Source organism: Prosthecobacter sp., from assembly GCF_044222345.1.
Lineage (GTDB): Bacteria > Verrucomicrobiota > Verrucomicrobiia > Verrucomicrobiales > Verrucomicrobiaceae > Prosthecobacter.
The window spans coordinates 76,372-102,346 of the sequence record NZ_JBGANL010000022.1 but is presented as its reverse complement, the minus strand read 5'-3'; the positions used below and the strand labels follow the sequence as shown (position 1 = coordinate 102,346).

General features: G+C 60.4%; 21 protein-coding genes and 1 CRISPR repeat array. Of the genes, 16 read left to right on the top strand and 5 right to left on the bottom strand.

Annotated elements, in window-relative coordinates:
- The 5 genes from ACILSL_RS13670 to bcp form a co-directional block, all read left to right on the top strand.
- Nucleotides 1-1,059 (top strand): transposase (locus ACILSL_RS13670; protein ID WP_395732600.1); only part of this gene is annotated, 1,059 nt, incomplete at its 5' end.
- Between the two features lie 1,246 nt (nucleotides 1,060-2,305).
- The gene (locus tag ACILSL_RS13665) at nucleotides 2,306-3,055 is read left to right on the top strand and encodes a YebC/PmpR family DNA-binding transcriptional regulator (protein WP_395732599.1); all 750 of its coding nucleotides are present in this window, start codon (nucleotides 2,306-2,308) and stop codon (nucleotides 3,053-3,055) included.
- Nucleotides 3,056-3,075: 20 nt separating this feature from the next.
- Entirely contained in the window at nucleotides 3,076-5,028 is a 1,953-nt protein-coding gene (rho, locus tag ACILSL_RS13660; protein WP_395732598.1) for a transcription termination factor Rho, read from the top strand.
- Nucleotides 5,029-5,833: 805 nt separating this feature from the next.
- The gene (locus ACILSL_RS13655) at nucleotides 5,834-6,415 is read left to right on the top strand and encodes a DUF4112 domain-containing protein (protein WP_395732597.1); all 582 of its coding nucleotides are present in this window, start codon (nucleotides 5,834-5,836) and stop codon (nucleotides 6,413-6,415) included.
- A 258-nt stretch (nucleotides 6,416-6,673) separates the two neighbouring features.
- Nucleotides 6,674-7,150, top strand: a complete 477-nt coding sequence (bcp, locus tag ACILSL_RS13650; protein WP_395732596.1) for a thioredoxin-dependent thiol peroxidase — start codon at nucleotides 6,674-6,676, stop codon at nucleotides 7,148-7,150.
- Nucleotides 7,151-7,225: 75 nt separating this feature from the next.
- Nucleotides 7,226-7,723: a CRISPR direct-repeat array (repeat unit 36 nt; unit sequence GTTTTGACTTCACCCCCCGGTGAGGCTGGCTATAAT).
- A gap of 1,668 nt (nucleotides 7,724-9,391) precedes the next feature.
- On the opposite strand, the gene cas2 is transcribed toward bcp, so the two are convergent.
- The 3 genes from cas2 to cas9 form a co-directional block, all read right to left on the bottom strand.
- Entirely contained in the window at nucleotides 9,392-9,718 is a 327-nt protein-coding gene (gene cas2, locus ACILSL_RS13645) for a CRISPR-associated endonuclease Cas2 (RefSeq protein WP_395732595.1), read from the bottom strand.
- A gap of 105 nt (nucleotides 9,719-9,823) precedes the next feature.
- Nucleotides 9,824-10,711, bottom strand: coding sequence for a type II CRISPR-associated endonuclease Cas1 (cas1, locus tag ACILSL_RS13640; RefSeq protein WP_395732594.1), 888 nt, complete (start codon nucleotides 10,709-10,711; stop codon nucleotides 9,824-9,826).
- Between the two features lie 12 nt (nucleotides 10,712-10,723).
- Nucleotides 10,724-14,257 carry a type II CRISPR RNA-guided endonuclease Cas9 gene (gene cas9, locus ACILSL_RS13635; RefSeq protein WP_395732593.1) on the bottom strand — a complete coding sequence of 1,178 codons (3,534 nt, stop codon included), beginning with the start codon at nucleotides 14,255-14,257 and terminating at the stop codon, nucleotides 10,724-10,726.
- Between the two features lie 471 nt (nucleotides 14,258-14,728).
- On the opposite strand from cas9, the gene ACILSL_RS13630 reads away from it, so the two are divergent.
- The 10 genes from ACILSL_RS13630 (at nucleotide 14,729) to ACILSL_RS13585 (ending at nucleotide 22,275) form a co-directional block, all read left to right on the top strand.
- A complete protein-coding gene (locus tag ACILSL_RS13630) occupies nucleotides 14,729-16,486 on the top strand; it encodes a GspE/PulE family protein (RefSeq protein WP_395732592.1) in 1,758 nt (585 codons plus the stop codon).
- Nucleotides 16,483-17,697: a type II secretion system F family protein gene (locus tag ACILSL_RS13625; RefSeq protein WP_395732591.1), complete on the top strand. Its 1,215-nt coding sequence runs from the start codon at nucleotides 16,483-16,485 to the stop codon at nucleotides 17,695-17,697. The genes ACILSL_RS13630 and ACILSL_RS13625 overlap by 4 nt, the downstream gene beginning before the upstream one ends.
- Before the next feature lie 98 nt (nucleotides 17,698-17,795).
- Complete coding sequence (gene gspG / locus ACILSL_RS13620) at nucleotides 17,796-18,221, top strand: type II secretion system major pseudopilin GspG (protein WP_395732590.1); 426 nt, start codon at nucleotides 17,796-17,798, stop codon at nucleotides 18,219-18,221.
- Nucleotides 18,222-18,225: 4 nt separating this feature from the next.
- The gene (locus tag ACILSL_RS13615) at nucleotides 18,226-18,639 is read left to right on the top strand and encodes a type II secretion system protein (RefSeq protein ID WP_395732589.1); all 414 of its coding nucleotides are present in this window, start codon (nucleotides 18,226-18,228) and stop codon (nucleotides 18,637-18,639) included.
- A complete protein-coding gene (locus ACILSL_RS13610; protein ID WP_395732588.1) occupies nucleotides 18,636-19,016 on the top strand; it encodes a type II secretion system protein in 381 nt (126 codons plus the stop codon). Before ACILSL_RS13615 ends, ACILSL_RS13610 begins: the two co-directional genes overlap by 4 nt.
- Nucleotides 19,016-19,621: a type II secretion system protein gene (locus ACILSL_RS13605; RefSeq protein WP_395732587.1), complete on the top strand. Its 606-nt coding sequence runs from the start codon at nucleotides 19,016-19,018 to the stop codon at nucleotides 19,619-19,621. The genes ACILSL_RS13610 and ACILSL_RS13605 overlap by 1 nt, the downstream gene beginning before the upstream one ends.
- Nucleotides 19,579-20,547 (top strand): ArsR/SmtB family transcription factor, encoded by a 969-nt coding sequence (locus tag ACILSL_RS13600; protein WP_395732586.1) that lies wholly within the window; start codon nucleotides 19,579-19,581, stop codon nucleotides 20,545-20,547. The genes ACILSL_RS13605 and ACILSL_RS13600 overlap by 43 nt, the downstream gene beginning before the upstream one ends.
- Before the next feature lie 15 nt (nucleotides 20,548-20,562).
- A complete protein-coding gene (locus ACILSL_RS13595; protein ID WP_395732585.1) occupies nucleotides 20,563-21,045 on the top strand; it encodes a DUF6428 family protein in 483 nt (160 codons plus the stop codon).
- An 8-nt stretch (nucleotides 21,046-21,053) separates the two neighbouring features.
- Entirely contained in the window at nucleotides 21,054-21,734 is a 681-nt protein-coding gene (locus ACILSL_RS13590; RefSeq protein WP_395732584.1) for an MIP/aquaporin family protein, read from the top strand.
- A 34-nt stretch (nucleotides 21,735-21,768) separates the two neighbouring features.
- Nucleotides 21,769-22,275: an arsenate reductase ArsC gene (locus ACILSL_RS13585; protein ID WP_395732583.1), complete on the top strand. Its 507-nt coding sequence runs from the start codon at nucleotides 21,769-21,771 to the stop codon at nucleotides 22,273-22,275.
- A gap of 863 nt (nucleotides 22,276-23,138) precedes the next feature.
- Here the strand turns inward: ACILSL_RS13585 and ACILSL_RS13580 are convergent.
- Nucleotides 23,139-24,371, bottom strand: a complete 1,233-nt coding sequence (locus ACILSL_RS13580; protein ID WP_395732582.1) for an integrase core domain-containing protein — start codon at nucleotides 24,369-24,371, stop codon at nucleotides 23,139-23,141.
- A 194-nt stretch (nucleotides 24,372-24,565) separates the two neighbouring features.
- Nucleotides 24,566-25,192: a hypothetical protein gene (locus tag ACILSL_RS13575; RefSeq protein ID WP_395732581.1), complete on the bottom strand. Its 627-nt coding sequence runs from the start codon at nucleotides 25,190-25,192 to the stop codon at nucleotides 24,566-24,568.
- 125 nt (nucleotides 25,193-25,317) lie between these two features.
- Between ACILSL_RS13575 and ACILSL_RS13570 the strand changes: the two genes are divergently transcribed.
- Nucleotides 25,318-25,854 (top strand): peroxiredoxin family protein, encoded by a 537-nt coding sequence (locus ACILSL_RS13570; RefSeq protein ID WP_395732580.1) that lies wholly within the window; start codon nucleotides 25,318-25,320, stop codon nucleotides 25,852-25,854.
- Nucleotides 25,855-25,975 lie beyond the last annotated feature (121 nt).

Here is a 25,975-nt window from a genome sequence, read left to right as displayed (position 1 = left end):
GAAGCCATCTTCCATGACGACGCCGACCGCCGCTTCTTCCTCCACACCCTCTCCCAGGCCTGCGAGATGACCGGCTGGCGCGTCCACGCCTGGGTGCTCATGGGCAATCACTACCACCTCTTCCTCCAGACCCCGGAGCCCAACCTCGTCGCCGGTATGTCGTGGCTGCAAAACACCCTCACCCGCCGCTACAACGTCCGCCACAGCAAATGGGGCCGCCTCTTTGGCGACCGCTACAAAGCCGTCATCGTCGAAGGCACGGATCCCTATCACTATCAGACTCTCCTCGACTACATCCACCTCAACCCCGTCCGCGCCAAACTCATCCGCCCCGCATCCGGCAAAAGCGTGCTCGACTATCGCTGGAGCAGCCTCGCCGGCGGCTACGCCCTCCCGCCCAAAGAACGCCCCAAGTGGCTCGCTGCCGCCAGCGGACTCCGCGCCTTCAATCTCGAAGACAACGCCGCCGGCCGCCGCCAGATGATCAAGCGCCTCGACCGCCGCGCCCTCACCGAAGAACTCGCCACCTGCGGCGTCCCCCCGCTCCCCGAGGAAGCCGACGCCCGCAGCAGCCACCTCCGCCGCGGCTGGTTCTGGGGCACCCAGGCCTTTGGCGACGCCATGCGCAAGCTCGCCGACGCCGCCATCACAAACCGCGCCCCCAAATCCCGCAGCTACCGCAGCAATCCCCACGTCACCTCCCACAGCCAGCAGCAGGCCGAAGCCTGGCTCAGGCAAGGCCTGAAAGCAGCCAGCCTCAAGCCCGCCGAAGTCACCCGCCTCACAGGCTCCGATCCCCGCAAGCTCCTCCTCGCCGACCTCCTCTGGCGCCACCACCGTCACCCAGGAATGGCTCGCCGAAAGCTCGCCATGAAAATCCGCCGCCAACGTCAGCCAGCAGCTCCGCCGCCTCGACCGCAAAAAAGTCCGCGCCCAAGCCCCCAAGGAACTCCTCCACTTCCTCGATCACGCCGAATCCCCCGCCCAATGACAGCCCTGCGGTTTGTCAATTATTTGCAGACTGACCCCATTCATCCGGCAAAAAAAACATCACCTTGATGTCATTGTCGAATGACACAGCATTGTTCCTCCTCAAGCAGTTCCCCCAACCAGTCGCGTGCCATGCCCCGATTCGCTCGCCTGATTCTCCACTGGCTAGGCCTTGCTGACCACCCAGAACCCTGGAGTGGCCCCACGGGCGACTATTTCATTTCGGACAAGGATGCCACCTGCGCTTATTTGAAGACCCGGTTTCCTCCCAAAGCCGTCGAGATTCTGAGCAAGGCTTTGGGCTTCACGATAGTTGCAACCATCAAGAAACGCAGTTTCATGATTTCACAAAACTACGTTGAGGAGTCCCTTGGAAACAGAATTGTGAGGCGGGGAGGGACTTCATCACTTCGGTCGGCCACTCTGCCGTCTGGCAGCGCAAGCAGCGGGCCACCATCATCCGGGAACAACTCAGATCGCGGCTATTGGATAGCCTTGGACGACCCACTCAGAGGCTATCGGGAGTATTTCCGCCGTATCACACCCGATGACTTCGCATCTTTGACGTCTCATTTGCCGCTGGATCATGACGGTTTTCCGGTTGTCACCCTTCCAGATGAGGACACACTCCGCACAGCGCGCAGTGTCCCACGATCGTTATGATCATCTACCACATCGGCTCTTCCAGCTGGCCGCTCATCCCGCGTAAAACGGGGGTCCTCGAACCGGTCACATGGGCTGCCCATGTTCCTGTTCAAACCCGCGCCACCGCCAGGCCCCAAAATGGGGTCAGGATGCAAATTCTTGACAAAAATTCCCCACGGCTTTCACAACCCGCGCACCCCCACCAGCAGCCAGCCACACCCCAGCAAACCACATACCAGCCGCCCCGCATTCCCCTCCCATTTCAAGTTCACATCCGCCTCAGCCCCCCCCTTCACCCAGCATCTCCTCAGCCCTTTTTCCTTTTTTGCGCCTTTTTGCGGCCATCCCTCCGTATCCCCGCTTTTTCATCCCCCTTAAAAAAACCCTTGCATCCTCGCCCCGCATCCCACACACTTCACGCCGTTCCAGATTCTCTCAATCTGGTGAACACTTGGTGTTGTTCCCGGCAGGATTGCCGAAGTTTCCCCGGCCCTCGCGCTGATGAAACGCGACTCCGCACTCGCTGCGTAGCCGTCATTCCTGCAGAGTCTCACCGCGGCAAGGCCGCTCCCCCCCTCCTACATTCCCCCAAACCACACCGCACGGAAGGCCGCCGTCATCGTCATGGCCGCACCCGTTCGCTGCATTCCCACAGACATCGCTCTTCACTATGGCAGGCCACAATAAATGGTCCAAAATCAAGCGCGGCAAAGCCATCACGGACGCCAAGCGCGGCAATGCCTTCAGCAAGCTGTCGAAGGAAATCACCCTCGCCGCCAAGCACGGCGGTGGCAACATTGACATGAATGCACGCCTGCGCAGCGCCGTCCTCGCCGCACGCGCCGCCAACATGCCCAATGACAACATCGACCGCGCCATCAAAAAAGGCACCGGCGAACTCGGCGGCGCGCAGATCGAAGAAATCCTCTACGAAGCCTACGCCCCCGGCGGCGTCGCCATGATGATCGAAATCGTCACCGACAACCGCAACCGCAGCGCCAACGACATCCGCGTCCTCCTCGGCAAAAACCAAGGCACCTTCGCAGACTCCGGCAGCGTCGCCTACATGTTCGCACGCCGCGGCGAGATCCGGCTCGACAAAACCGCCGCCACCGAAGACCAGATCATGGAGATCGCCCTCGATGCCGGCGCCGAAGACATCCAGGAAGACGGCGACGAATGGATCGTCTACACCGCCACAGATCAGCTCTTCCAGGTCAACTCCGCCCTCCGCGAAAAAGGCCTCACCTCCACCTCGCAGAAGCTCATCTATCAGCCGCAGACCACCGTCACCATCAGCGATGTGGACACCGCGAAATCCCTGATCCGTCTCTACGACATCCTCGACGACTACGACGACGCGCAGCACATCCACGCCAATTTTGAAATCGACGACGCCATTGCCGATCAGCTCGATTAATCCCCTCCCCTTTCCTGTTTATGTCTGACGAATCCACCGCCGAGCTCGAAGCTCCTAAAACCAAGCGCAAAGCCCCGGCCAAAAAAGCAGCCGTCAAAAAAGTCGCCGCCAAAGCCAAGGCCGAGCCCGCAGTGGAACTCGCCACCGCCGCAGAAGAAGCCGCGCCACCCGCTGCAAAGAAAGCCTCCAAAGCGAAAGCCAAGGCCAAAGCCGCACCCGCCGCCGAGCCCGTGGTCGAAGCAGCCGCCCCCGTCGTCATCGCAGAACAGGAAGCCCCCGCCGCAGCCAAGCCCAAGGCCAAAGCCCCTGCACGCAAGACCGCCAAGAAAAAGGCCGCCGCCGCCGAAGCTCCCGAGCTCAATCTGGACATCCCCGCAGTCGCAGCCCCAGCGCCCGCCCCCGTCGAAGCCGCACCCGCCGCCATCGTCCAGGAAGCAGCCCCCGCTCCTGCACAGGCCCCGCAAGCCACTGCCCCAGCCCCTGCTGCACCCGCCGCCAATCCCGAAAGCGCCGAAGACTCCGAAGGCGATGACGAAGCCGAAGGCGGCGCCAACTCCGGCACCGAGCCCAATGGCCTCCCCCGCTACACCGTCATCGGCGAAAACGGCCAGCCGCGCCCCATGACCGCCAAAGAGCGCCGCAAAGCCAAGTTCGAACGCTGGAAGCAGCGCCGTGCCGAGCGCGATGCCCAGCGCCGCGCCGGCGTCCCCTACACCCCCAATCCCAACGCCAATCGCGACGGCGGCAACAATCGCGACCGCGACAACGGCGGCAACCGCGACCGCGACAACAATCGTGATCGCGATCGCGACAGCGCCCCCCAGGGCGGCCGCAACTACGAGCCCGAGCCCGAAAAACCCCTCGGCCCCCCGGAGCCCGCCAATGGCATTCTCGAAATGTCCCCCAAAGGCTACGGCTTCCTCCGCCGCCGCGAGCTCTCCTTCGCCCAGAATCCCCAGGACGCCTTCATCGCCCCCGAGTTCGTCCGCAAATACGGCCTCCGCGAAGGCATGCAGATCGTCGGCGTCCAGTGCAAAGGCGCACGCGGCCCCCAGATCACCGAAGTCACCGAGGTCAATGGCCGCAATCCCCTCGCCATGCGGGATCTCCCCCTCTTCGAAGAACTCAAGGCCGTCAATCCCAACAAGCGCTACCAGCTTGAGACCACCAAGGACCGCCTCACCACCCGCGTCATCGACATGATGACCCCCGTCGGCCGTGGCCAGCGCGGCCTCATCGTCGCCGCACCCCGCGCCGGCAAGACCACCATCCTCCAGCACATCGCAGAGGCCGTCGTCACCAATCATCCCGGCACCCACCTCATGATCCTCCTCGTGGACGAGCGCCCCGAAGAAGTCACCGAGTTCAAGCGCATCCTCCCCCAGGCCGAAATCTACGCCAGCAACAACGACCAGGACGTCAAGAGCCACACCCGCATCTGCACCTTCGCCATCGAGCGCGCCAAGCGCCTCGTCGAATGCGGAGAGCACGTCTTCATGCTCATGGACTCCCTCACCCGCATGGCCCGCGCCTTCAACAACACCGCCAAATCCGGTGCCGTCATGAGCGGTGGCGTCGGCGTCGGCGCCCTCGAAATCCCCCGCCGTCTCTTCGCCGCCGCGCGCAATACCCGCACCGCCGGCTCCCTCACCATCCTCGGCACCGCCTTGGTGGAAACCGGCACCCGCATGGACGACCTCATCTTCCAGGAGTTCAAAGGCACCGGCAACATGGAGCTCGTCCTCGATCGCAAGATCGCCGAGCAGTTCACCTATCCTGCCGTCAACATCTTCAAATCCGGCACCCGCCGCGAAGAGCTCCTCCTGCAGACCTTCCAGCTCGACAAAATCCACATGCTCCGCCGCGGCCTCGCCGGCCACAAGCCCGTCGAAGCCATCCAGCGCGTCATCTCGCTGCTGGAGCGGTATCCGAGCAACGCCCAGATGCTCGTCGATCTCCCCAGCAAGAGCTAAGCAGCCCACCCCGGCCACCGCTTCATCAAAGCCATCCCCTTCCACCGCCCGCCGGAGGAAGGGGATTTTTATAGCCATTCGCAAAACTCCTTTCCGTTTAGCAGGCTGTTTCTTGATCGATGATCATGGGCTTCCTTCTTCGCTCTCCTGCGTCGAGCTACGCAGGACACGTCGACGGCGGCTGGATGAGGACAGCCAGCCGCCTACCAGCGCCGAGCATGCGAGCGCCCAGCGCGAGGTAGGGCGGCTTGTCCTCAAGCCGCCGCCGAGCGTCTCCATGCGCCGCTTCCCGGAAATCAGTTTTGGAAAACGCTATATTTCCCGCCACCCAGCATGCAGTCCCTCCGCACAGAGAGCGCCGAAATCCTGTCGGCTCCGGACCGCACGTCCCTGAAGCTTCCGCACTCCCCACTTCCCCACACCACGCCCCCATCTCCCCCAGCCCCCAAGGGGCGGCCTATCGCAGCCTAGGGCAAAGCAGCCTGTCCTCCGAAGCTCGCAGAGCGAAGGAGGAAGCCTCATCGAGCGCCGCCCTAGGTACCCGCCCGCCCATCCGGGAAAGCAAACCCAAGCCCCCGCCACACCGCGCCGGGCACCAGCAGCGTCTGCACCGCATCCCGCCACGCCTCAGCGTCGCAAACCCCAGCCCACTCCATCACTCCATCACTCCATCACTCCATCACTCCATCACTCCATCACTCCATCACTCCATCACTCCCCATTCGTCATTCGTCATTCGTCATTCGTCATTCGTCATTCGTCATTCCTCCGTTGCCCCCACCCCACCCACAGCGTATCCCCTCCCATGCCAGCGCCCGCCCGTGACCTCAAAGTCGACGCCGTGCTCCCGCCCACCCCGCCGGAGATCAATCCCATCGCCGCAAAGCTCGCCGCCAGCAAAGACCCCGCCGGCAACGCCGCCGCCCGCATCCTCTCCAAATACCTCGACGAGCTCCTCCGCGTCCCCGGCACCAACATCCGCTTCGGACTCGATCCCATCCTCGCCCTCATCCCCGGCGTCGGCGATACCGTCGCCTCCGGCGCAGGCGTCATCATCCTGCTCGATGCCCTCCGCTCCGGCATCACCATCCCCGTCTTCCTCCGCATGGCCCTCAACATGGGCATCAATTTCCTCATCGGCCTCATCCCCGGCGCCGGAGCCCTCGCCTCCGTCTTCTTCAAATCCAACACCCGCAATTTGAAGCTCCTCCTCGCCTGGCAGGCCGGTCACAAAGACAAAGTCCAGCGCAGCACCCTCCGCTACTACGCCGGCATCCTCATGCTCATCCTCATGGTCCTCGGCTTCATCATCACCGCCTGGGCCGTTTACACCTGGCTCTTCTACTCCCTCATCCAGACCCTCCTCCACACCCTCGGCTTCAACTAATCCCTCCCCCCTTGGGCTTTGTTAGCGAAGGAGGCTCCGCCTCATCTTCCTAGTCCTCCTCCTCAAACTCATCCCGCCCTTCGTAGCATCAGCGAAGAACGGGCCAGATCCTCCCGCTCCGCAAGTGCCTACCGCCTCCGGCAGGAGTGGGATCATCCTGATCCCATCCGCCCCGCCACGCCCACACCTCTTCCAAACCAGCCACCAAGCGTCCCCCAACTCCGCCACGAAAACCACCGCCAACTTCCCCTCCGCCCCATGCCCCGCCCCGCCCTCCACACCCTCGCCCCTGACTTCACCGCCCCCGTCATCGGCGGCACTTACAAGTCTGAAACCACCCTCACCCTCAGCTCACTTCGCGGCCAAAAAATCGTCCTCTACTTCTACCCCAAAGACGACACCCCCGGCTGCACCACCCAGGCCTGCGCCCTCCGCGACTCCTGGTCCCAGATCACAAAAAAAGCCCACCTCTTCGGCATCAGCACCGACCCCATCAAGCGCCACGCCAAGTTCATCGAAAAATACACCCTCCCCTTCCCCCTCATCGCCGACGAAGACCACCACATCGTCAATCTCTACGGCGTCTGGGTCGAAAAATCCCTCTACGGCAAAAAGTACCTCGGCACCGAGCGCACCACCTTCATCATCAGCGTGGATGGGAGCATCACGACCATCTTGGAGAAGGTGAAGCCTGCTGAGCACCTCTCCCAAGTCCTTGCCGCTCTTGCCTTATAGCCTTCAGTTTTTCGCCATCGCCCCCCCGGTGAGGCTGGCTATAATTATGTGGCCGACTGCCTCGCCAATGCGAAGGTTTTGACTTCACCCCCCGGTGAGGCTGGCTATAATCGACAGGAGAAAGGCGGCGGACTCCGCCGCGTTTTGACTTCACCCCCCGGTGAGGCTGGCTATAATGTGAAACCTGCGGACCTGTGGATTTCTTTGGTTTTGACTTCACCCCCCGGTGAGGCTGGCTATAATCACGAAGTTTGCGCGGCTGTTTGAGGGTGTGTTTTGACTTCACCCCCCGGTGAGGCTGGCTATAATTGTGCCGCTGACGATCACCAGCGCTTTCAAGTTTTGACTTCACCCCCCGGTGAGGCTGGCTATAATCCGCCGCGCGGTGGGAATCTCGTGTTTAAGGTTTTGACTTCACCCCCCGGTGAGGCTGGCTATAATACGCCAACCCTTCACCGGAAAGACCCCGCGGTTTTGACTTCACCCCCCGGTGAGGCTGGCTATAATGAGATGGCCCTGCTGGAAGATCTTGCCTATGTTTTGACTTCACCCCCCGGTGAGGCTGGCTATAATGACGCAGCCCTGATGCCCACAAGAAGATGCGGTTTTGACTTCACCCCGGTGAGGCTGGCTATAATGCGCAGGTGTCTGAACCTGCTGCGGTGGTTTTGACTTCACCCCCCGGTGAGGCTGGCTATAATTCAGCGTCTTCCACCGGTGGCGGTTGACTTCACCGTGAGTTGGCTGCAGGTAATGGACGAAGGCCTGGCCAAGCAGTTCATCCGGTTTTGACTTCACCCCTCTGGTGAGGCTGGCTATAATACGAGAGAGGAAATAAATATATTGGGTCTGGCTTCGACTCTCCACCCCTGTGAGGTTGGCTATAATTCAGTCCTCCTCCGGGGCCTCCTGGCCCTCCAAGCTGACCCCCACCCCTGGCAGAGGCTGGCTATAATCATCAGTGCCTGATCCTCGCCACTGCATGTTTTGACTTCACTCCCCTCAAGAGGCTGGCTATAACATCACTCCAGCCTGGCTGAGAAACTGCGGGTTTTGACTTCTACCCCCCGGGTGAGGCTGCTGACACCTTGGCTCCTCTGGGGCTTCCTGCCCTCCAGTTTTGACTTCACCCCCCGGTGAGGCTGGCTATAATCATCGCCGCGCTCGATCCTCGCCACGACATGTTTTGACTTCACCCCCCGGTGAGGCTGGCTATAATATCATCCAGCGTCTGGAGAGAAATCCGTGGCTTTGACTTCACCCCTGGTGAGGGCGACATAATAGGCCAAGGCCAATACTGATCTGCGCGATGTTTTGACTTCACCCCCCGGTGAGGCTGGCTATAATGAGGAATCGTGCACCGATTATTTGCACAGCTTGATCACCCCCTGGGTGAGGCTGGCTATAATTCTGTCCATGAAGGCAGAGGCTGAATGCTTTGACTTCACCCCCGGGTGAGGCTATTATAATCAGTCTGGCGGAAGGCAGAGGCCGAATACAAGTTTTGGACTTCACCCCTGGCAGGCTGGCTATAATGCCGTGCCGGGAGTTGCAATGCCTGAGCTGAAGTGCTTTATCACCCCGGTGAGGTTAGCGAGAATTGGTGCGTAAATTGGAGTCCATCAATGAGCGGTTTTGACTTCACCCCTGGCAGGCTGGCTATGCAATTTGGGGAGAATGAGAACGCATTTCCAAAGGTTTTGACTTCACCCCCCGGTGAGGCTGGCTATACTCCGGCGCCGCCGTGAGCTGGGCGCAGATTGAGTTTTGACTTCACCCCCGGTGAGGCTGGCTATAATGGACAACTCAGGATCAGCAGTAAGGTTTTCGTTTTGACTTCTACCCCGTGAGGCTGGCTATACTCCTCTGTCCGCGCAGATGGACTGAACGACAGTTTTGACTTCACCCCCGGTGAGGCTGGCTATAATACTGGCGCTGCTGAGCAGTCTGAGCGTAAGTTTGACTTCACCCCGGTGAGGCTGGCTATAATGCTGACGCTGTAGAGTATGAGCGCCTCCGGTTTTGACTTCACCCTCTGCAGAGGTTGGCTATATTAGGATCAATGGGTCCCTCTCGGTTCGTTAATAATCCGCCCTGTATTTCATTTAAATTGATCAGAACCGCATTTCTCACCGGGGTAGCGTCTTATCCGGATCACACCCATCGGACCTCTGCCTGGCACGTCCGATGGGTGCTTCTTTTTCCTCCAGCCACGCCACGGCTAAGTAAACTCGGCCCGCCTCATTCCCAGAACTCGATCTGCTTGGGAATATCAGGATCAACCGCCCGCTTTCCCTGCCGGTAGTTCTTGCCCATCACCGTCACGCTCTTCTTCCACTGTTCATCCGTCATGAACATCAGGCGCACGTTCCCCGCCTCCGGCACAAAAGCCTGAACCTTCGCCATGTGCTTTTCCAGATGTTCATGGCTCACACACGGCCGCGCATACACGGAAAACTGAATCATGAGGTAGCCCTCATCCAGCAGGTTGTTGCGAAACCGCGTCGCCTCCTTGCGCTCACGCTCCGTGAGCACCGGCAGGTCAAACATGACAAGAATCCATCCCATTCTGAAAGGGCTTTGTTTCATTCAGTTCTTCCCAAGTGATGCAGGCACTCTTGCCTGCAATTCTGTGGGGCTGCTCCCGCGGACGTGGCAGCGCAAAACGTTTCGTCACGTCAGCTCCGGCACCCAGAACGCCTCCGCGTCCATCGCCGCATAGCTCCGCGTCAGGCTCGATGCACTCGCATCGATCGCGTCCATCAGTTTCAGCGAATAGCGTTCGTGCTGCACGCGGCGCTCTCGCAGTTCCGTCCCCACCTTCTTGCTCCACAGCCGCATCGTCGGCTCCGGCTCCGTCATGAACTCCGCAAGCAGGCAGTCCACCAGCGGCCTGAACGCCTCCATCAGGTCATACACCAGCGGATCACTCTGGTACCGCGTCGTATGGTGCACCCCCAGGCTCGGTGTCAGCCCATGCACGATCAGCGATCTATGGCACAGCGCCGCCAGCACCGTGTAGCCATAGTTCAGCATCTGGTTCGGAGCCGTGTTCTCCTTCCGGTCCCGGCTCGTCGCACTCCAGCCGATGCTCGGAAAATAAAGCTGCCAGTAGCGCTTCGCACAGTTCCCCTCATCGATGTCCCTCTGCTCCATCGCCCGCTCCAGATGCGCGCTGCGGATGTCCCACCGGTCCAGCACCTTCGTCTGGTTCACCGTCTTGCCCCGCAGCATCCGCGTCCACAGCTTCTCATTCAGCCGCCGTGGCCGCGCACACTGGTTCATGAATGCCTTCGCATCAATCACCCGCGCCAGCGGCGCCGTCACCCCGCAGGGCTGGTAGCTCTCATTGCAGTGCAGGATGATCCCGTCCCCCTCCACCACGCTCGAAATAAAATTCGAGCTCATCATCACCCCTCGCGCCGCGATCACCACCGCCCGCAGATCCTCCAGCGGCATCCGCCTCGGCTGCACATCATCCGCCCCCTTGCAGGTGATGAATCCGCGTTCCTTGCCCAGCATGGCTCCATGCTGGAAGACGTGCAGGATGTGATAGCTCATATCTTTTCGTTCTTAATTCACCCGGCACAACCCTGCGGACATCCAAGTATCCACTTTGCCAACAACCCGGGTGTTGTTAGCAAGAGTCAACTCGATCATGGATTTGTTAGTCCTAATGCTTCTTAAAATCATACGGCAAGGCGGCAGATCTTTTTCAGCCGCCACCCTTCGGTTTTGGTCTTTTTCATTTCTGATGACCCTGTTGTAATCTGCAGCAGAAATATTTTTTACGGTTTCAACAAGACAGCCAGATTGGAAAAAGCCACGGATAGAGCAGCCACTTTCTTTTAGTCGATGCATTTCTCGGGTGATGGATGCATGCGCGTATATGGGCTGAACTTTGGCCACCCCCGCAGGATCACGATAAATAATCTGCCCTTGATGATTATCTCCGCCTCTTCGCCAAGCTCCAGAGCCATCTTTGGACATCTCGTGGTATTCAGAAGGCAAGCCGCTCAGCACAGTGACCTGCGCAACACGCGGCCCCGGGCTTCCATCTTTTTTAGCCTTGCGGTATTCCACGCAAAATTGTTTCCACATCCCTTCAGACGGGTTATTCTGAACAAACTTGTTTAAATCGGCGCGAATCACTTTGTCTCGAACGTCTGCTATCTGCTTGCGCAGATAGTCCAAGCTAAATTCCTTCTTATTCTGTGCCACAGGCTGCATAGCTAGACCTTCGAGCGACGTTCGCTGGACAATAACTCGTGCTTCTTTTTCGTCCCCTCTCCATCGGGAAGCATAAGTCGTATCGGCTAGGACGGCTTTCTGATAGGCAATGGTTTTTGGCGTGACCCGTTCGATTTCGCGCAAAAAGAAGCCGCGTGGATCTTTCTCGACAGGTACGGGAAAGCGAAAAAAACTTTGTTTCTTCTCGTCACGCATCCAGTCAGGAAGGAATGAGATGACCATGGCATCCAATGCATGGTGACGGTGGTCGCCTCGATTTTTCTTTTCGGCTTCCTCTTCATTTTCTGCTGTAGGATTGAGAATGCTGTTGAGCTTGAACTTGCGCCGGATGCGTCCGGTAAGGCCGCCGGAAACAACAGTGACCCGCTTGTCTCCATCCCCGTCATTGCTGTTCTTCCAGCCGAAACGCAGATCAACAATCTTTTTGGCCAGCCGAGAAACCCAGGCTGTCTCCACGAGCGCGGTGTAACGCTCCACCAACTGGGGTGCATCCTCGCGCAGGAGTAGTTGAACCTTCTTGTTGCGCAGCTTGGTGGCATGCTCATTCACACGGTTCACATAGGCGTCCCATCTCTCCGTTTTATGCAACCATTCAAAGGGTATCTTGTCGCCTTTGCCGCCGTACATGGAATTGCATTCCCGATGCGCCAGAACGTAGTTCAGCATCGAGTCAGGGCCGTTTCTGCTGCGTGGCACGATGTGATCCACCTCGCACGAGTCAAACTCACCCGTGGAAATCCTCTGCCCGCAGTAGAGGCAGTCAAACCCCTGGGAAGTCCACAGCTCATACATCATGGGAGCCGACTTGGTGTCGATCTCCAGCTCGCGCGTACGCTCCTTGGCCTCCGCACGTACCTTCTCACGGTCCTTCTGAAACTTGGCCAGATCACGCTTCGCCTGCTCTCCCATGAAGTCTGTGCGTACAAACTCCAAAGCTATGGAATCTGGCTCACCATGCTTTTCCCGAAGGTCCACCAAACGAGAGTCAAACACAGAGAGCCGGTGCCTCACGATGGGGTCGGTATTGGCACCGATGAGTTCACGGATGGCTTTGTCGGCATCCACCTGACCGTCTGCATCCGCATGCTTTGCAGTCAGAGAATCCATGCGCTGTTCTGGCAGGTAGATGCCCTCCCAAGTGTCATTGGTGCGAACCAGATCACGCAGAAATTTCAACTGGCTGAGCAGCACGTAGGGCCGCGGGCACGAGAATTTTTGCCTTCTGCCATTCACCATCTGCACAGGATCTACGGCGAAGACTTCCATTCCAATTGCATCCAGCAACGCCGGATCACTCTGCTCCAGGCGGGATAGGAAAACGCTAGGTTGCTGCCCACCCAGAATCAGCGCGCGGATGAGCTTCAACGCAGGGCGGCTGAAACGACTGCGGCCTTCGAGCTTGGGTGGCTTGACCAGTTCATGGCCAGGCAAAGGGCGAAGCCCAAGCCTCTTGATCGTCTTTTCCGAACCCCAATTCTCTGCGGTCACCGCGTAGCATTTCGTCACCTTTTCTGCCCATTTTTTTGCATGCGATTTGACCACCTTCACCTTGGCCCGGGCCCATTCATAAACGATGCGCAATTCGTCCACTGTAAGCGGGCGCTGGCCTCCGCCATCACCAGCAACGCGGATGTTTTTGAGCTTCATCAAAAAAGTCACTTCCGTAGGCAGTAGCGAGTCCGGATACGGAGCACCGGTCTTTGCATCCAAACGCGCCCCAACCTTGCAGACCTGCATGCCGTCCAGCAAGGCGCAGTCATTGACGATGCGGTTGTCAAAGCGGGGCGTCTTCTGCCCTGTGGCCCCCAGCCAGTCGTCATCACTGCCTGGATGAATGTTGGCCTTCTTCCGAAATGACAGGTACTGCTTAAAGTCCTTCAATGCCTCCGCCGATGCTTGGCCAGCCGGCCCGTGGACAAAGAACTCACCGATGTCCGCCGCATGCACCGTGAAATGCTTGTCTGGACGTGGTGACTCGCGCCGCACCACCCAGCCCGCTTTTTTCCAAAGCTTAAAAGCTGCGGCAAGACCAGGCAACTGGGCAGCGGCCTTACGTGCCAGTTCAGCCACTTCCTTTTCTACATCTTCGCGGGCAAAGCGCACATTGCGCGTGCTGTCTGCAGAGCAGTCCACACGATCCCGAAAGACCTCCGGCGGTCCCGGCTCCCAAAGCTTCTGCTTTTGCGCGTCATAGTAGCAGGGATAGTGATACCGCTCGTCTGGAACCTCTTTTTTGAAGCAATCCCAGGCTTCAATGGCCTCGCGGTAATGCGGGTCCTTCTTTGCAAGCTCCCGCTCCTGTTTGGCGAGTTCACTTTCCAGTTCCTCTTCGGTAAGCTCATTCTTGCCAATATCCCGCGCCGCCCATGGCACACGTCCATACCCCCGCTTCTGAATCGCGGAATGCAGCGCCTTGTAGATCTGCCACTGTTCCAGTCTCTCACCGCGCAGCAGCTTGATCCGCAGAAGGCAGGATGTGTAACAGGTCTTATCCCCTTTCTGGGGAAACTCTCGCTCAAGCTTTTCGTCACCACCGTGGCGGAGTTTCCATTTACCCTTGCGTCGTTCCCATTCGTCTTCCGGAATCCAATTTCCGGCCTCATCCACCTTTCCCACACGCCGTCCCACCAGTGGCTCTAGGCCTGCGCCCTTCCACACCTCATCCAGCCACGCCTCCCGCGCCTTGTGCGCCTGCCGTGTCCGCATCATCCGCCGACGGCTCGCCGCCTCTTTCGTCGAGGCAAATTCCGCCGGAATCAGCAGCGAAGCCACATGCTCAAACCGCTTCTCATCCACATTCCAAACCGCCTCCCCAATGCTCCCCTTCCCCAAATCAAATGCCCAGATCGTGCTCATAAGAACCCACAGGCTAACCAAAAAATCCCCAACAACAAGTAAGTAAACGCCCCATCCATGCCATTTCCTCCACACCTCAGCATCTCCCCAGCCTACACATCTGATTGTCTGATCGTCTCCCCCTCTGCTTCTCCAATCTCCGGCCATTCCCTTGCTCCATCATTCCTTTGCCAAAAAACAGCGCCCCATTTTCCCATCCCAGTCCTTCGTAGCTCGCAGAGCGAAGAACGGATTGCGGCCATCCCTCCCTCTGAAAGCAACGAAATCTTCACAATAACCCGCTCCCCCACGCGCCCCACCCCGGCTTCCCTCCCACAAACGCCCGCCACGGTCACAAATCCGTCACCCACCTCATCCCCTCTTTCCCTCTCTTTCCTTTTTTTCGGCTACCCCTCCGCCCTCTCCATTCCCTCCTTTTTTTGCCCCTCTTGTCGTCTTTTTGCGGCCACCTCTCCCCTCCCCATCCGCCCCATGAACTCCATCCTCCATTCAAGCGCCCGCGCCGCCGGAGTCATGGACACCGACATCCAGGCCGCCCTCAGCACCGCCGCTGCAGGCGGCATCTCCCCCGTCCTCGCCCTCGTTGAAAGCGGCGCTGCCGACGAACGCCTCCTCTCACGTCACCTCGCCGACACCCTCGGCTGGCCCTGGCTCGAAACCCCGCGCCCCGAACCCGCCGACGCCCCCGAACTCAAGCGCCTCATCCCCGCACGCTTCGCCGTCCGCCACCAGCTCCTCCCCCTCGGCTTCGGCCACGGTCGCACCACCACCACGTCCCACCATAACGTAGCAGATTCTCCCACACCTCAAAAACGCACCCTCAAACTCGCCTGCCACGACCCCTGCGACCTCCTCGCACGCCAGGCCGTCGCCCGCCAGTCAGAGCTCCCCGTCGAGTGGTGCCTCACCCCCCGCACCGAACTCCTCAGCTCCATCCAGCAGCTCTACGGCGTCGGTGCAGACACCTTTGACGCCCTCATCGCCGCAGGCGGCGGCAGCACCGACGACCACCACCTCCGCGACGAAGCCAACGTCATCGACAGCGACGAAGACCAGGACGCCTCCGTCGTCAAATTCGTCAACCAGATCATCCGCGAAGCCCTCGCCCAAAAAGCCACCGACATCCATGTCGAGCCCCAGCCCGACTCCCTCCGCATCCGCTACCGCATCGACGGCTTCCTCCACGAAATCCCCGTCCCCGAAAACATCAAATCCCTCCAGGCCTCCGTCATCGCCCGCATCAAGGTGATGAGCAAACTCGACATCGCCGAAAAGCGCCTCCCCCAGGACGGCCGCATCAATCTCAAAGCCGACGGCCAGTCCATCGACGTCCGCGTCGCCTGCATCCCCAGCGTCGAAGGCGAATCCATCAGCCTCCGCCTCCTCGGCCAGGAACGCTTCACCCTCGACCGCCTCGGCCTCAGCACCGAGCACCGCGAAAAGATCGAGCTCCTCCTCGCAAAGCCCAACGGCATCGTCCTCGTCACCGGCCCCACCGGCTCCGGCAAATCCACCACCCTCTACACCTTCCTCACCCAGCTCAACAGCGTCCACCGCCGCATCGTCACCATCGAAGACCCCGTCGAAAACAAGCTCCCCGGCATCGTTCAAATACCCGTCAAAAACGAAATCGGCCTCACCTTCGCCTCCGGCCTGCGCAGCATTTTGCGGGGTGACCCCAATGTCGTCATGGTTGGCGAAATCCGCGACCTCGAAACCGCCGAGATCGCCGTCCGCGCCTCCCTCACCGGCCACCTCGTCTTTTCCACCCTCCACACCAACGACGCCGTCGCCGGCATCACCCGTCTCATCGAAATGGGCGTCAAGCCCTTCCTCGTCGGCACCGCCGTCCGCGCCTTCATCGCCCAGCGCCTCGTCCGCTGCTTGTGTGCCTCCTGCAAAGAACCCGCCAACTACACCCGCGACGAACTCACCAAACTCGGCTTCCCCGAAATCAAAAAAAGCAATTCGCTCTACCGCGCCACCCCCGGCGGCTGTCAGCAGTGTCGCAGCACCGGCTATTCAGGTCGAGTCGCCTTGTATGAGATCGCCCTCATGACCCCCGCCATGCAGGCCCTCGTCTCCCAGCGCGCCTCCGAGTCCGACCTTCAAACCCAGGCCCGCAAAGACGGCTTCGTCCCCATGCGCGACTACGGCCTGCAAAAAGCCCTCGAAGGCATCACCACCCTCGAAGAGGTCGCCCGCGTCACCAGCGAAGAACTCGAATGATCTTCGCCTTTCAAGCCCTCGCCGCCGACGGCTCCGTCAAATCCGGCTCCATCGAAGCCATGGATCGCGGCGATGCCCTCCGCCAATTATCCCGGCGCGGATTGCAGGCCCGCTCCATCCAGTCCCAAACCGCCGAAATTGCGAAATCCGACACAACAAAGAGCGATTCCGTCCTCTCCCTTTCCAAGACCGACGTCATCCGTTTCACCGAAGACATGGGCGACCTCCTCGCCTCCGGCCTGCAGGTCGAGCAAGCCCTGCAAGCCATGGAAAACCGCAGCGCCTCCAAACTCGGCACCCTCGCCACGCGCGTCCGTGCCCTCGTACGCGACGGCGTGCCACTCTCTGCCGCATTGCGCCAGGCCTCGCCCGCCTTCGACGAACTCTACTGCAACATGATCGCCGCCGGTGAAAACAGCGGCGCGCTCGATGACATCATGGACCGCCAGGCCCGCCACCTTCGCCTCATGGAGTCCGTCCACGCCAAGGTCGTCGGTGCGCTCATTTACCCAGCCTTTCTCATCAGTGCCGGCGGAGCGCTCGCATTGGTCATGGTCACCTACCTTTTGCCAAAACTCGCCTCATTGCTCACCGGCTCCGGCAAAGAGCCGCCCTTCATGATCAAGGTCAGCCTCAGCCTCTCCGACGTGCTGCGCAATTACTGGTGGCTGCTCGCCCTTGCACTGGGTTGCATCATCATGCTGCTCTTTGCCCTGCGCAAAACGCCCGGCTTCCAGTCCGGCTGGCATCGCTTCATGATCCGCATGCCCGGCATCCGCGACATCACCCGCGCGCGCTTTGAGCTGCAGTTTTTTGAAACCCTCGGCAGCTTATTGCGCGGCGGTGTGCCCTTGCTGCATGCCCTGGAACTCGTGCGCCGTGCCGTCACCAACCTGCACCTCAAGCATTCCCTCACTCAAGCGGAAGCATTGGTGCAAGAAGGCGCATCTTTGAGTCATGCGATGAAAAAAACGCAGGCCCTCGACTCCCAGGCCATCGACGTCATTCGCATCGGCGAAGACACCGGCCACCTCGCCGAAGTGCTGGGCAAGGCAGCCACGCGCATGGACACGCAGCTCACACGCACCATCGAGCGCGTCACCGCCCTCATCCAGCCCTGCCTCCTCCTCATCATGGCCGCCCTCGTCGGGACCCTTGTTTACACCATGGTGAACATCGTCTTCTCCACCCTCGGCCAGCTTCGTCATTAACTCATAGGTACGACAGACACTCCTGTCTGTCGGTCAGCGCCCCCCATTCCCCCAGACCTGCCCCAACCCACTCCCCATTCTCCACCCCAACCCGCCTCATGAAACACCTCCGCACCTCTTCCAAAAATGGCTTCACCCTGCTCGAAATGATGGTCGTTTTGCTCATCATTGCACTCATTCTCGGCACCGTGGCCTTCATGGTGCAGGGCGTCCAGGGCGATGCCGAGCACGTCACCGCGGGAGCCAAGGTCAAGTCCCTGGAAACCGTCCTGACCTCCTACAAGATGAGCAATCTCACCTACCCCACTCAAGAGCAAGGACTCGACGCCCTCGTCACCCGCCCCACCGCCGAGCCCAAGCCCAAGCGCTGGACCCAACTCCTCAAGCCCGACGGCATCACCGACCCCTGGGGGCGCAAGATGGTGTATCGCAACCCCGGCAAGCACAACGATCGCGGTTATGACGTGCTCTCCCTTGGTGCGGACGGCTTGGAGAACACTGAGGACGATGTGGGCAACTGGTAGCACCATGAAGCACCGCACTGCAGCCGCCTTCACCCTGCTGGAGATGATCGTGGTGCTCGCCATCGCGTCTCTGGTCATCGGCTTGGGTGCAGGCGCGGTGCAGAATCTCACGCAGGAGCATGAACTGTTGAAGGTGGCTCATGACGCCGAACGCACCTTGATGCAGGCCATGACACGCACGCTCACCACCGTGCAACCTCAGCGGGTGGACTTGAGCACCCTGAGCCAGAAGGCGAAGCTCACCGTGCGGCATGCGGGCAGCGGGGTGTTTGTTTCCACCAGAGATCAGCATTTGATGCTGCGTCCAGGCGGTCTTTGTGAACCGTTGACACTGCGCTGGCAAAACGGTGCAAACTGGGTCAGTGCGACACTGGACCCGCTGACCGCCGGGTTTCAGGAACTGGAGGAAAGCCTGTGAAGACACGGCGTGGGTTCACCCTGCTGGAAACGCTGCTGGCGCTGATGGTGTTCAGCATGGCCGTGGTGGCGCTGGTGGAGGCGGTGCATCAACTGGGCGAGCACACCCTGCTGCGCCGCCATGAGGCGGCGGTGCAGGAACGCATGCGGTCGCTGCTGGTGGAACACACGCGCATGCCAGATCTTATTGAAGAAGTGAAGCTGCAGGAGGGTGATGTGACCTACACCGTGACGCACGCGCCGCTGGAGCTGAAGAATCGCGATGGTCAGCTGGTAGAGGGATTGTTTGAAGTGCGCGTGACCGCGGCGTGGAAGGAAGGAAAAACACCGCAGCAGGCCAGCGCTGAAACCTGGGCGTATCCGCCGCTTTTCCGCTGATGAAAGTTCTGCGCCAGACATCCCGAGCCAAGGCATTCACCCTGCTGGAGGTGATCATCGTGCTGGCGATCACCGCGCTGGTGCTGGGCGCGGTTTACTCGCTGGCGCAGGGCACGCTGCTGCTGGCGGATGATGTACGCCGGGCGGAGCGGCGTGACGCGCGCATGCAGGCTTTTACCACGTTTTGCGAGCATCTGCTGGCCGAACTGCCCGCCACGGCGCTGCTGAATGTGAGCACCACGGAGGAGCATGGGCAATACCTGACGCGGCTGGAGCTGGAGCATGTGCGCTCCCCCTTTGATGAGACACCGGACTGCAAAGTAGCTTTGTTCACGCAGGGGAAACCCGGGGGTGGGGTGCGGCTGATGCTGAGCAGCCAGTCTGCGGAACGGGAGATCAGCGTGGTGCTGTTTGATGAACTGACGCAGTGTGAATGGAGCGTGCTGCAGCCTGCGACGCAGCAGTGGGCACCGTTTTGGACGGAGAAGAGTCCCGGCGTGAAGCCGAAGCTGATGAAGCTCGTGATGGCGCAGGCGGGTGGCGAAGCCGCTGAGCAGGTGTTTTGGATCGTGCCGGTGGAGGCGGTGACGCAGACGCCGCGCTGAGGGTGCCACGTGGCGACAAGCCCAAGGAAGACTACACGCTGGAGGAGTACCGCATGGCGAGTGAAAAGAGCCTCGTCGCCATACGCATGAAGCAGAAGATCCGTGGGATGGCGCCCGCGCCGACGGAGGAGGAGATCTCCCGGCAGATGGAGAAGAACAACGTGACACCGGAACGGCAGGTGAAGCTGCATACGCTCTTCATTTTGAAAAAAGCCGGGGCCCCGGAGGAGGCGCAGCAGCACAGGCTGGCCGATGAGCTGCATGCCAAACTCAAGGAGCGGCTGCTGAGCAAGCCGGCCGCGGAGAAGTGGAAGCAGTCGGCGGATTTTTACGATGCGTGGCTGAACAATGTGCGGGAGAAGATCAAGGTGCAGATCCTGCGGGCGGCCTGCGGTCGGGCATTAGAGGGGATGCTGTGGCGGGACGTGGGCGCAGGGGGGTCTTTTGGAAAGGGGGAGCGCGCTGAGGTGGCAGACTGCGATGGGAAGAATGATTTCAGGGACGTGCACAGCGCGTCCCCACCTTCCAGAGCAGCGAGCTGCAAACATGCTTTGGCAGAAAGGGCTTGCGGGGCACCTACTATTTGGTTATTTAGCCAAATAACCAACTTAACCATGCCTGCAAGCAAGACAGTCTCCAGCAAACGAGCGGCCGTGATCAAGGCGCTGGCGCACCCTTCCCGGCTGCTGATCGCCGAGGCGCTGATGGATGGGGAGATGTGCGTGTGCGACCTGAAGGACCTGGTGGGCGCGGACATGTCCACGGTCTCCAAGCACCTGAGCATGATGCGCCAGGCCGGGGTGCTGGTGTCTGACAAGCGCGGGCTGAACATTTATTATCGGCTGGCCTGCGACTGCCTGGGAGACTTCCTGCGCTGCCTGGACCAGCTGGCACCGAAGAAGGCCACCACCAAACCCTGCTGCTAACTGCTTTTTCCTACCATGAACATCACCGAATTTATATCTCACCTGAATGCGCATGCGGAGAAGCCGCTGCTGTTTGTACTGCCGGATGGCGGCATGATCCCCGTGCACTATCACGTCACGGAAGTGGGCCATGTGATGAAGAACTTCATCGACTGCGGGGGCATGCGGCGCACGCTGGAAACCTGCCTGCTGCAAACGTGGGTGCATGATGATGTGGAGCACCGCCTGCTCTGCGGGAAGCTGGCGTCAATCTTTGACCGTGCGGACGATGTGCTGCCGCACCACAACCTGCCGGTGGAGATTGAATATGAGGACGGTGTGGTGGCGCAGTTTCCAGTGGAGGGCGCGGAGGTGATCGACGGTGCGCTGGCGTTTCATCTGGGGCTGAAGCACACGGACTGCCTGGCACGTGGCATCTGCCTGCCGGGTGAGTGTGCGCCTGCGCCGAAAGTCGAGGCGGCCGCCTCCTGCTGCACGCCGGGCTCCAAATGCTGCTGAAACCTCCCATGAAGAGACAACGCCTGGCTGAATTCCTGGGGACTTTCACGCTCGTCTTTGCGGGCACGGGGGCCATCGTGATCAATGCCGCAAGCCACGGAGCCATCGGGCATGCGGGCATCGCCCTCACCTTCGGGCTGGTGGTCATGGCGATGATTCATACCTTTGGCGATGTAAGCGGAGCGCATTTCAACCCCGCCGTGACGCTGGCGTTTGCGGTGGCACGGCGCTTTGCGTGGCGGGATGTGCCGGGATACATCGGTGCGCAGACCGGCGGTGCGCTGGCTGCCAGTATTCTGCTGAACGGCCTCTATCCGCACAATGCCACGCTGGGGGCCACTCTGCCCGCGGGTTCGGAGACGCAGAGCTTTGTGCTGGAGCTGGTGCTCACGGCGATTTTGATGCTGACGATTTTGAGCGTGTCCACGGGTGCGAAGGAAAAGGGCATCACTGCGGGCATCACGATCGGCGGAGTCGTGGCTATGGAGGCGATGTTTGCGGGACCTGCCTGCGGCGCCTCAATGAATCCTGCGCGCTCGCTCGCGCCTGCGCTGATCTCCGATCATACGGAGCATCTGTGGCTTTATCTCGTGGCGCCAGTGCTCGGCGCACTGCTTGCCGTGCCGCTGTGCAGTCACCTGCAAGCCAGTGGCTGCTGCGATGGCCAGTGCGGGCCTGATGCCAAATGACTTTGTCCGCTTTTCAAAACTCCTTTTTACTCCCATGAAACAACCCACCATTCTCATTCTCTGCACGGGCAACTCCTGCCGGTCCCACCTTGCTGAAGGCATCCTGCGCCGGGCGCTGGGCGAGGGCTACACGGTGGCGAGCGCGGGGTCGAAGCCCGCGGGCTATGTGCACCCTCTTGGCATCAAGGCGATGGAGGAGATCGGTATCGACATCTCGGGGCATCATTCGAAGCATCTCAATGAATTTCTCAACCAGGACATCGAAACGGTGATCACGGTGTGCGGGAATGCGGACCAGGCCTGTCCGATGTTTCCGGGTCAGGTGAACCGGCACCACTGGGGTTTTGATGATCCGGCGCACGCGACGGGCACCGAAGAGGAGCAGATGGAGGTCTTCCGCCGGGTGCGCGATGAGATCCGTGCGGTGTTTGAATCCTATGCTTCGGGCCGGCAGAATCAGGCGGCGCTGGCGAAGACGGTGCCTGCACTGGCCGCGCAGGCGTACAGCGACGGGCATCAGGATGAGAACAAGAAGAAGTGATACGAGGCGGGTGAGAAGGGATGCGCGCCATGGATGGCTTTCGACTTTGCGGATGATGCAGCGATGACGAGCAGGAGGCCTGCGGAAGGCCTGATGTGTTTTGCGCTTGGCCTCCAGTGTATTCTGGCATGGTTTGTATGCACTGACCCGATGCGCGTCGCGCGGGAGAATGTCGTGCGCCTTGTGGTGAGGATAGGATGAATGTCCTGCGTGCAGAGATGCGACACTTTTTGTCAATTATTTGCACCCTGCTCCCCCCCTTTTAAGGGCTGGGTGGGGTTTGCGGAAGGATGGCCGCAAAGAGGCGCAACAGATGACAAACAGGTGGAGAAGAAGGCGGTGGCCAGGCCTCGGTCTGGCTTGAATTTTTTGTCTATTATTTGCACCCTGACCCCATTTTGGGGAGCGCGGCGGGTGGCGGGTTTGAACAGGAACATGGGTTACACTCTGACCGGGAACATGGGTTACACGCCCACACACTATTTTGAGGGATAAGCACTGACAGGAGGCGAGCGGAGCGACGAGTTGCGTGGCTGTGAACACCCGAAAAACCGGTCAGCTGCGGCCCTTGAGTCAGGATGGAGAATGGCCGCAAAGAGGCGCAACAGATGACAAACAGGTGGAAAAGGAGTCGGTGGACTGGCCTCGGTCTGGCTTAATTATTTTTGTCAAGTATTTGCACCTGACCCCATTTTGGGACTGGGCGGTGGCGCGGGTTTGAACTGGAACATGGGTTACACTCTGACCGGGAACATGGGTTACACTGCCTGCTCCGCATTTTGAGGTTGTTTCCATGCAGATAGCGAGCGCAGCGAGATGGCTGGCTGGGAACAACCTCAAAATGCGGTCGCCCCCTCCTCTCTTTATTCGTGCTGAGATGCGCTTTTCACCTCTTTGGCCACGATCTTCCGGCTCCCGCGCCTCTTCTTGAACGCGGTCGGCCGTATACGGCCATGGGGACATTCTCCGCCGATCTCGCCGAGCACCAGATTGGCGAAGCGCACTCCCACCACTTTTTCATCGTCGCGCGGCTCAAAGACCACGCCTTGTCCGGCGAAGGCGTCCCCCACATGCCAGGCGCGCCCCTGCCACGACACGCTCCCGGTCTCGCTCACCGGATGGGTTTCCACCAGCGGCCCATACAGATCCACCGCGATGCGGTCATCGAGCCTCACCGCGCTTGTGCGATACACATCAGCCGGTGTCCGCTGCCCGATGGCCTCATGCGGTCGCTCTTGGTTGAACTCATGCCGCCAGCGTCCAAAGCGCCGCTGCTGCGCCTCCCGGTTCGTGCTCGAGGGTTCGCAGCACTCGGCTTTGAGCGTGCAGTGCATGCGCTCATGGCTGCCGTTTTGCTGCGGGCTCGCCGGCTTGATGAACTCCACATCGATGCCCAGGCTGATCCACCACACGCTGAGCTTGCTGAGCCCTCCCGGGCCGATGCTGCCGAAGGGAGAGCCGTTGTCCATGCGGATGATCTCCGGCAGCCCGTGGGTGCGAAAGAAGTGGGTGCAGGCCATGCGTGTCCACCTCTGCGTGGCCTGCGGCAATGCCTGCAGTCCGATGAGGTAGCGGCTGTGCAGGTCGGTCACTGTCAGCGGGTCGCAGCGCTCTTGGTCCTGCGTGCAGAACCAGCCTTTGAAGTCGGTGGCCCAGACATGATTGGGACGCTCTGCCTGGGTGAGTTCGCCGCGTTTGACCTCAAAGGCTCCGGGCCGCCTGCGCCGTGACTCGATGAGGCCGTTGCGCTTCAAAATCTCTCCCAGCGTGCTCACTGCGGGTGGCAGCTCGATGGCGTGCTTGCGCTCCAGCACCGCACGCAGCTTCTTCGGCCCCCAGGTCGGATGCAGCCGCCGCTCAGAGACCACCAGTCGCTCCAGGGACTCCTCGGTGCGCTGCGGCAGGGTGTGTGGCGCACGGCTCGCGTCCACCAGCGCCCTGGCTCCGCCCTGCGCAAAGCGCACCAGCCACTTGTGCCCGCATTTGCGGCTGACACCGAACTGCTCGCACAGCTCGCTGGTGGTGAACCTGCCGCTGTTGGCGAGGGTGACAAACTTCAACCGCTGTTCCGGTGTGGGGGTGGTGTTCCATGGCATAGACCACCCGCAAAGTGTAACCTATGTCCCCGGTCAATCTGTCACCCATGTTCCCGGTTCATACCGGGTGACAAACTTCAACCGCTGTTCCGGTGTGGGGGTGGTGTTCCATGGCATAGACCACCCGCAAAGTGTAACCTATGTCCCCGGTCAATCTGTTACCCATGTTCCCGGTTCATACCGCGGGATGCAGGTTACTGGGGCTTCGGAGGGGCGAAGCGGGGGCGGGCGGGCGCGGGCTCTGTCCGGGGTGGGGGCGAAAACTGGCGGGAGGTGAGGACGGCGGAGGCCGGGGGTGCGGCGGGTCTGGCGCCGGGCAGCGGGATCGAGGGGATGACGAGGGGTGGCCTGGCGGTCGCGGCGGTGGGTTTTGCGGCGGCGAGGCGGGTGGTTTCGGTGGCGGCTAGCTGGCCGAGGTATTTGGAATCGTAGGTGAGGACGGCGGCTTCGGCTCCGAGGACGACTTCGGCCAGGCATTCATTGCGTGCGCTGGAGAGGTGGACGGACTTGAGACGCATGCCGCCGGGCGCGGGCTGGTCTTTGCGCAGGGGGGTGCGCTCGTTGGTTTTGGTGTTGACGATGACGACGGTGGGATTGTCCGCGGCACCGTAGTGGGCACCGATGGCGAGGTCCCGTGCGAAGGAGTCCTGGGCGGCGATGGGGGCGACCGTTTTCAGGGTGAAGGGATTTTTTCCCCAGCCGGCTTCATAACGTGATGCGGGGTATGCCTGCGGCGGCGTGAACACGGCGGGCTCTTCTGCGTGACTCACTCCGAGGAGTGTCAGCAGAAAGAGGAGGTGGAGTCCGTGTCTGGGCGGCATTGTGGCAAAAGTGGCAGATAAAGCTGCATGAGAGCCTTCCAGGATACGACTGGAATGTGACATGTTTGTTCCAGAGCGGATTTTGACAGGTCCCGGCGGGTCTGTGATGGAGGCACGACGCTCTTATGAACCGCCCCGCCCTTCTGCTGATTGTTGCCTTGATGCTGACCGTGTGCCCGATCTTTGCGGTGGAGGATGTGAATCAGGAGGTGAAAAAGAACACCCTGGTGGAGGTGGGGCAGATGGCTCCGGATTTCACCTGCAAAACAACTGACAGCCGGACGATCACACTTTCCGCCCTCAAGGGCAAAGCAGTGGTGCTTTATTTTTTCTCCACCAGCGTGGGAGCCTGCATCACAGAGATGCAATATTTGGAAAAGGAAATTTTTCAGAAGCTGCTCAACCGGCATGATTTCCAATTGATCGCCATTGGACGCGGACACAGCCGTGAGGAACTCGTGAGGATCGGAGGTGAAAACAAGATCACGTTTTCCCTGGTGCCGGATCCAAAGCAGGAGGTTTACCAGCGTTACTTCAGCAAGTTTGTGCCGCAGACCGTTGTGGTTCGCAAGGATGGAGGCATCGCCTATCTTGCCAGCGGGAGTCGTGAATCCGCAGGCATCGCAGATCTGCAGGCCGCGTTGCAAGTTGTACTGCGGTAAAGCCGCGCGGAGTGAGCCGGCGAGGATGGGAGAGTCACCAAAGTGACAATATCTTAACATCAAAGTTCTGACCTGGCTCGGCGTGCTTGATAAAAACAAGCAGAGTACAGCCTCATTCCGA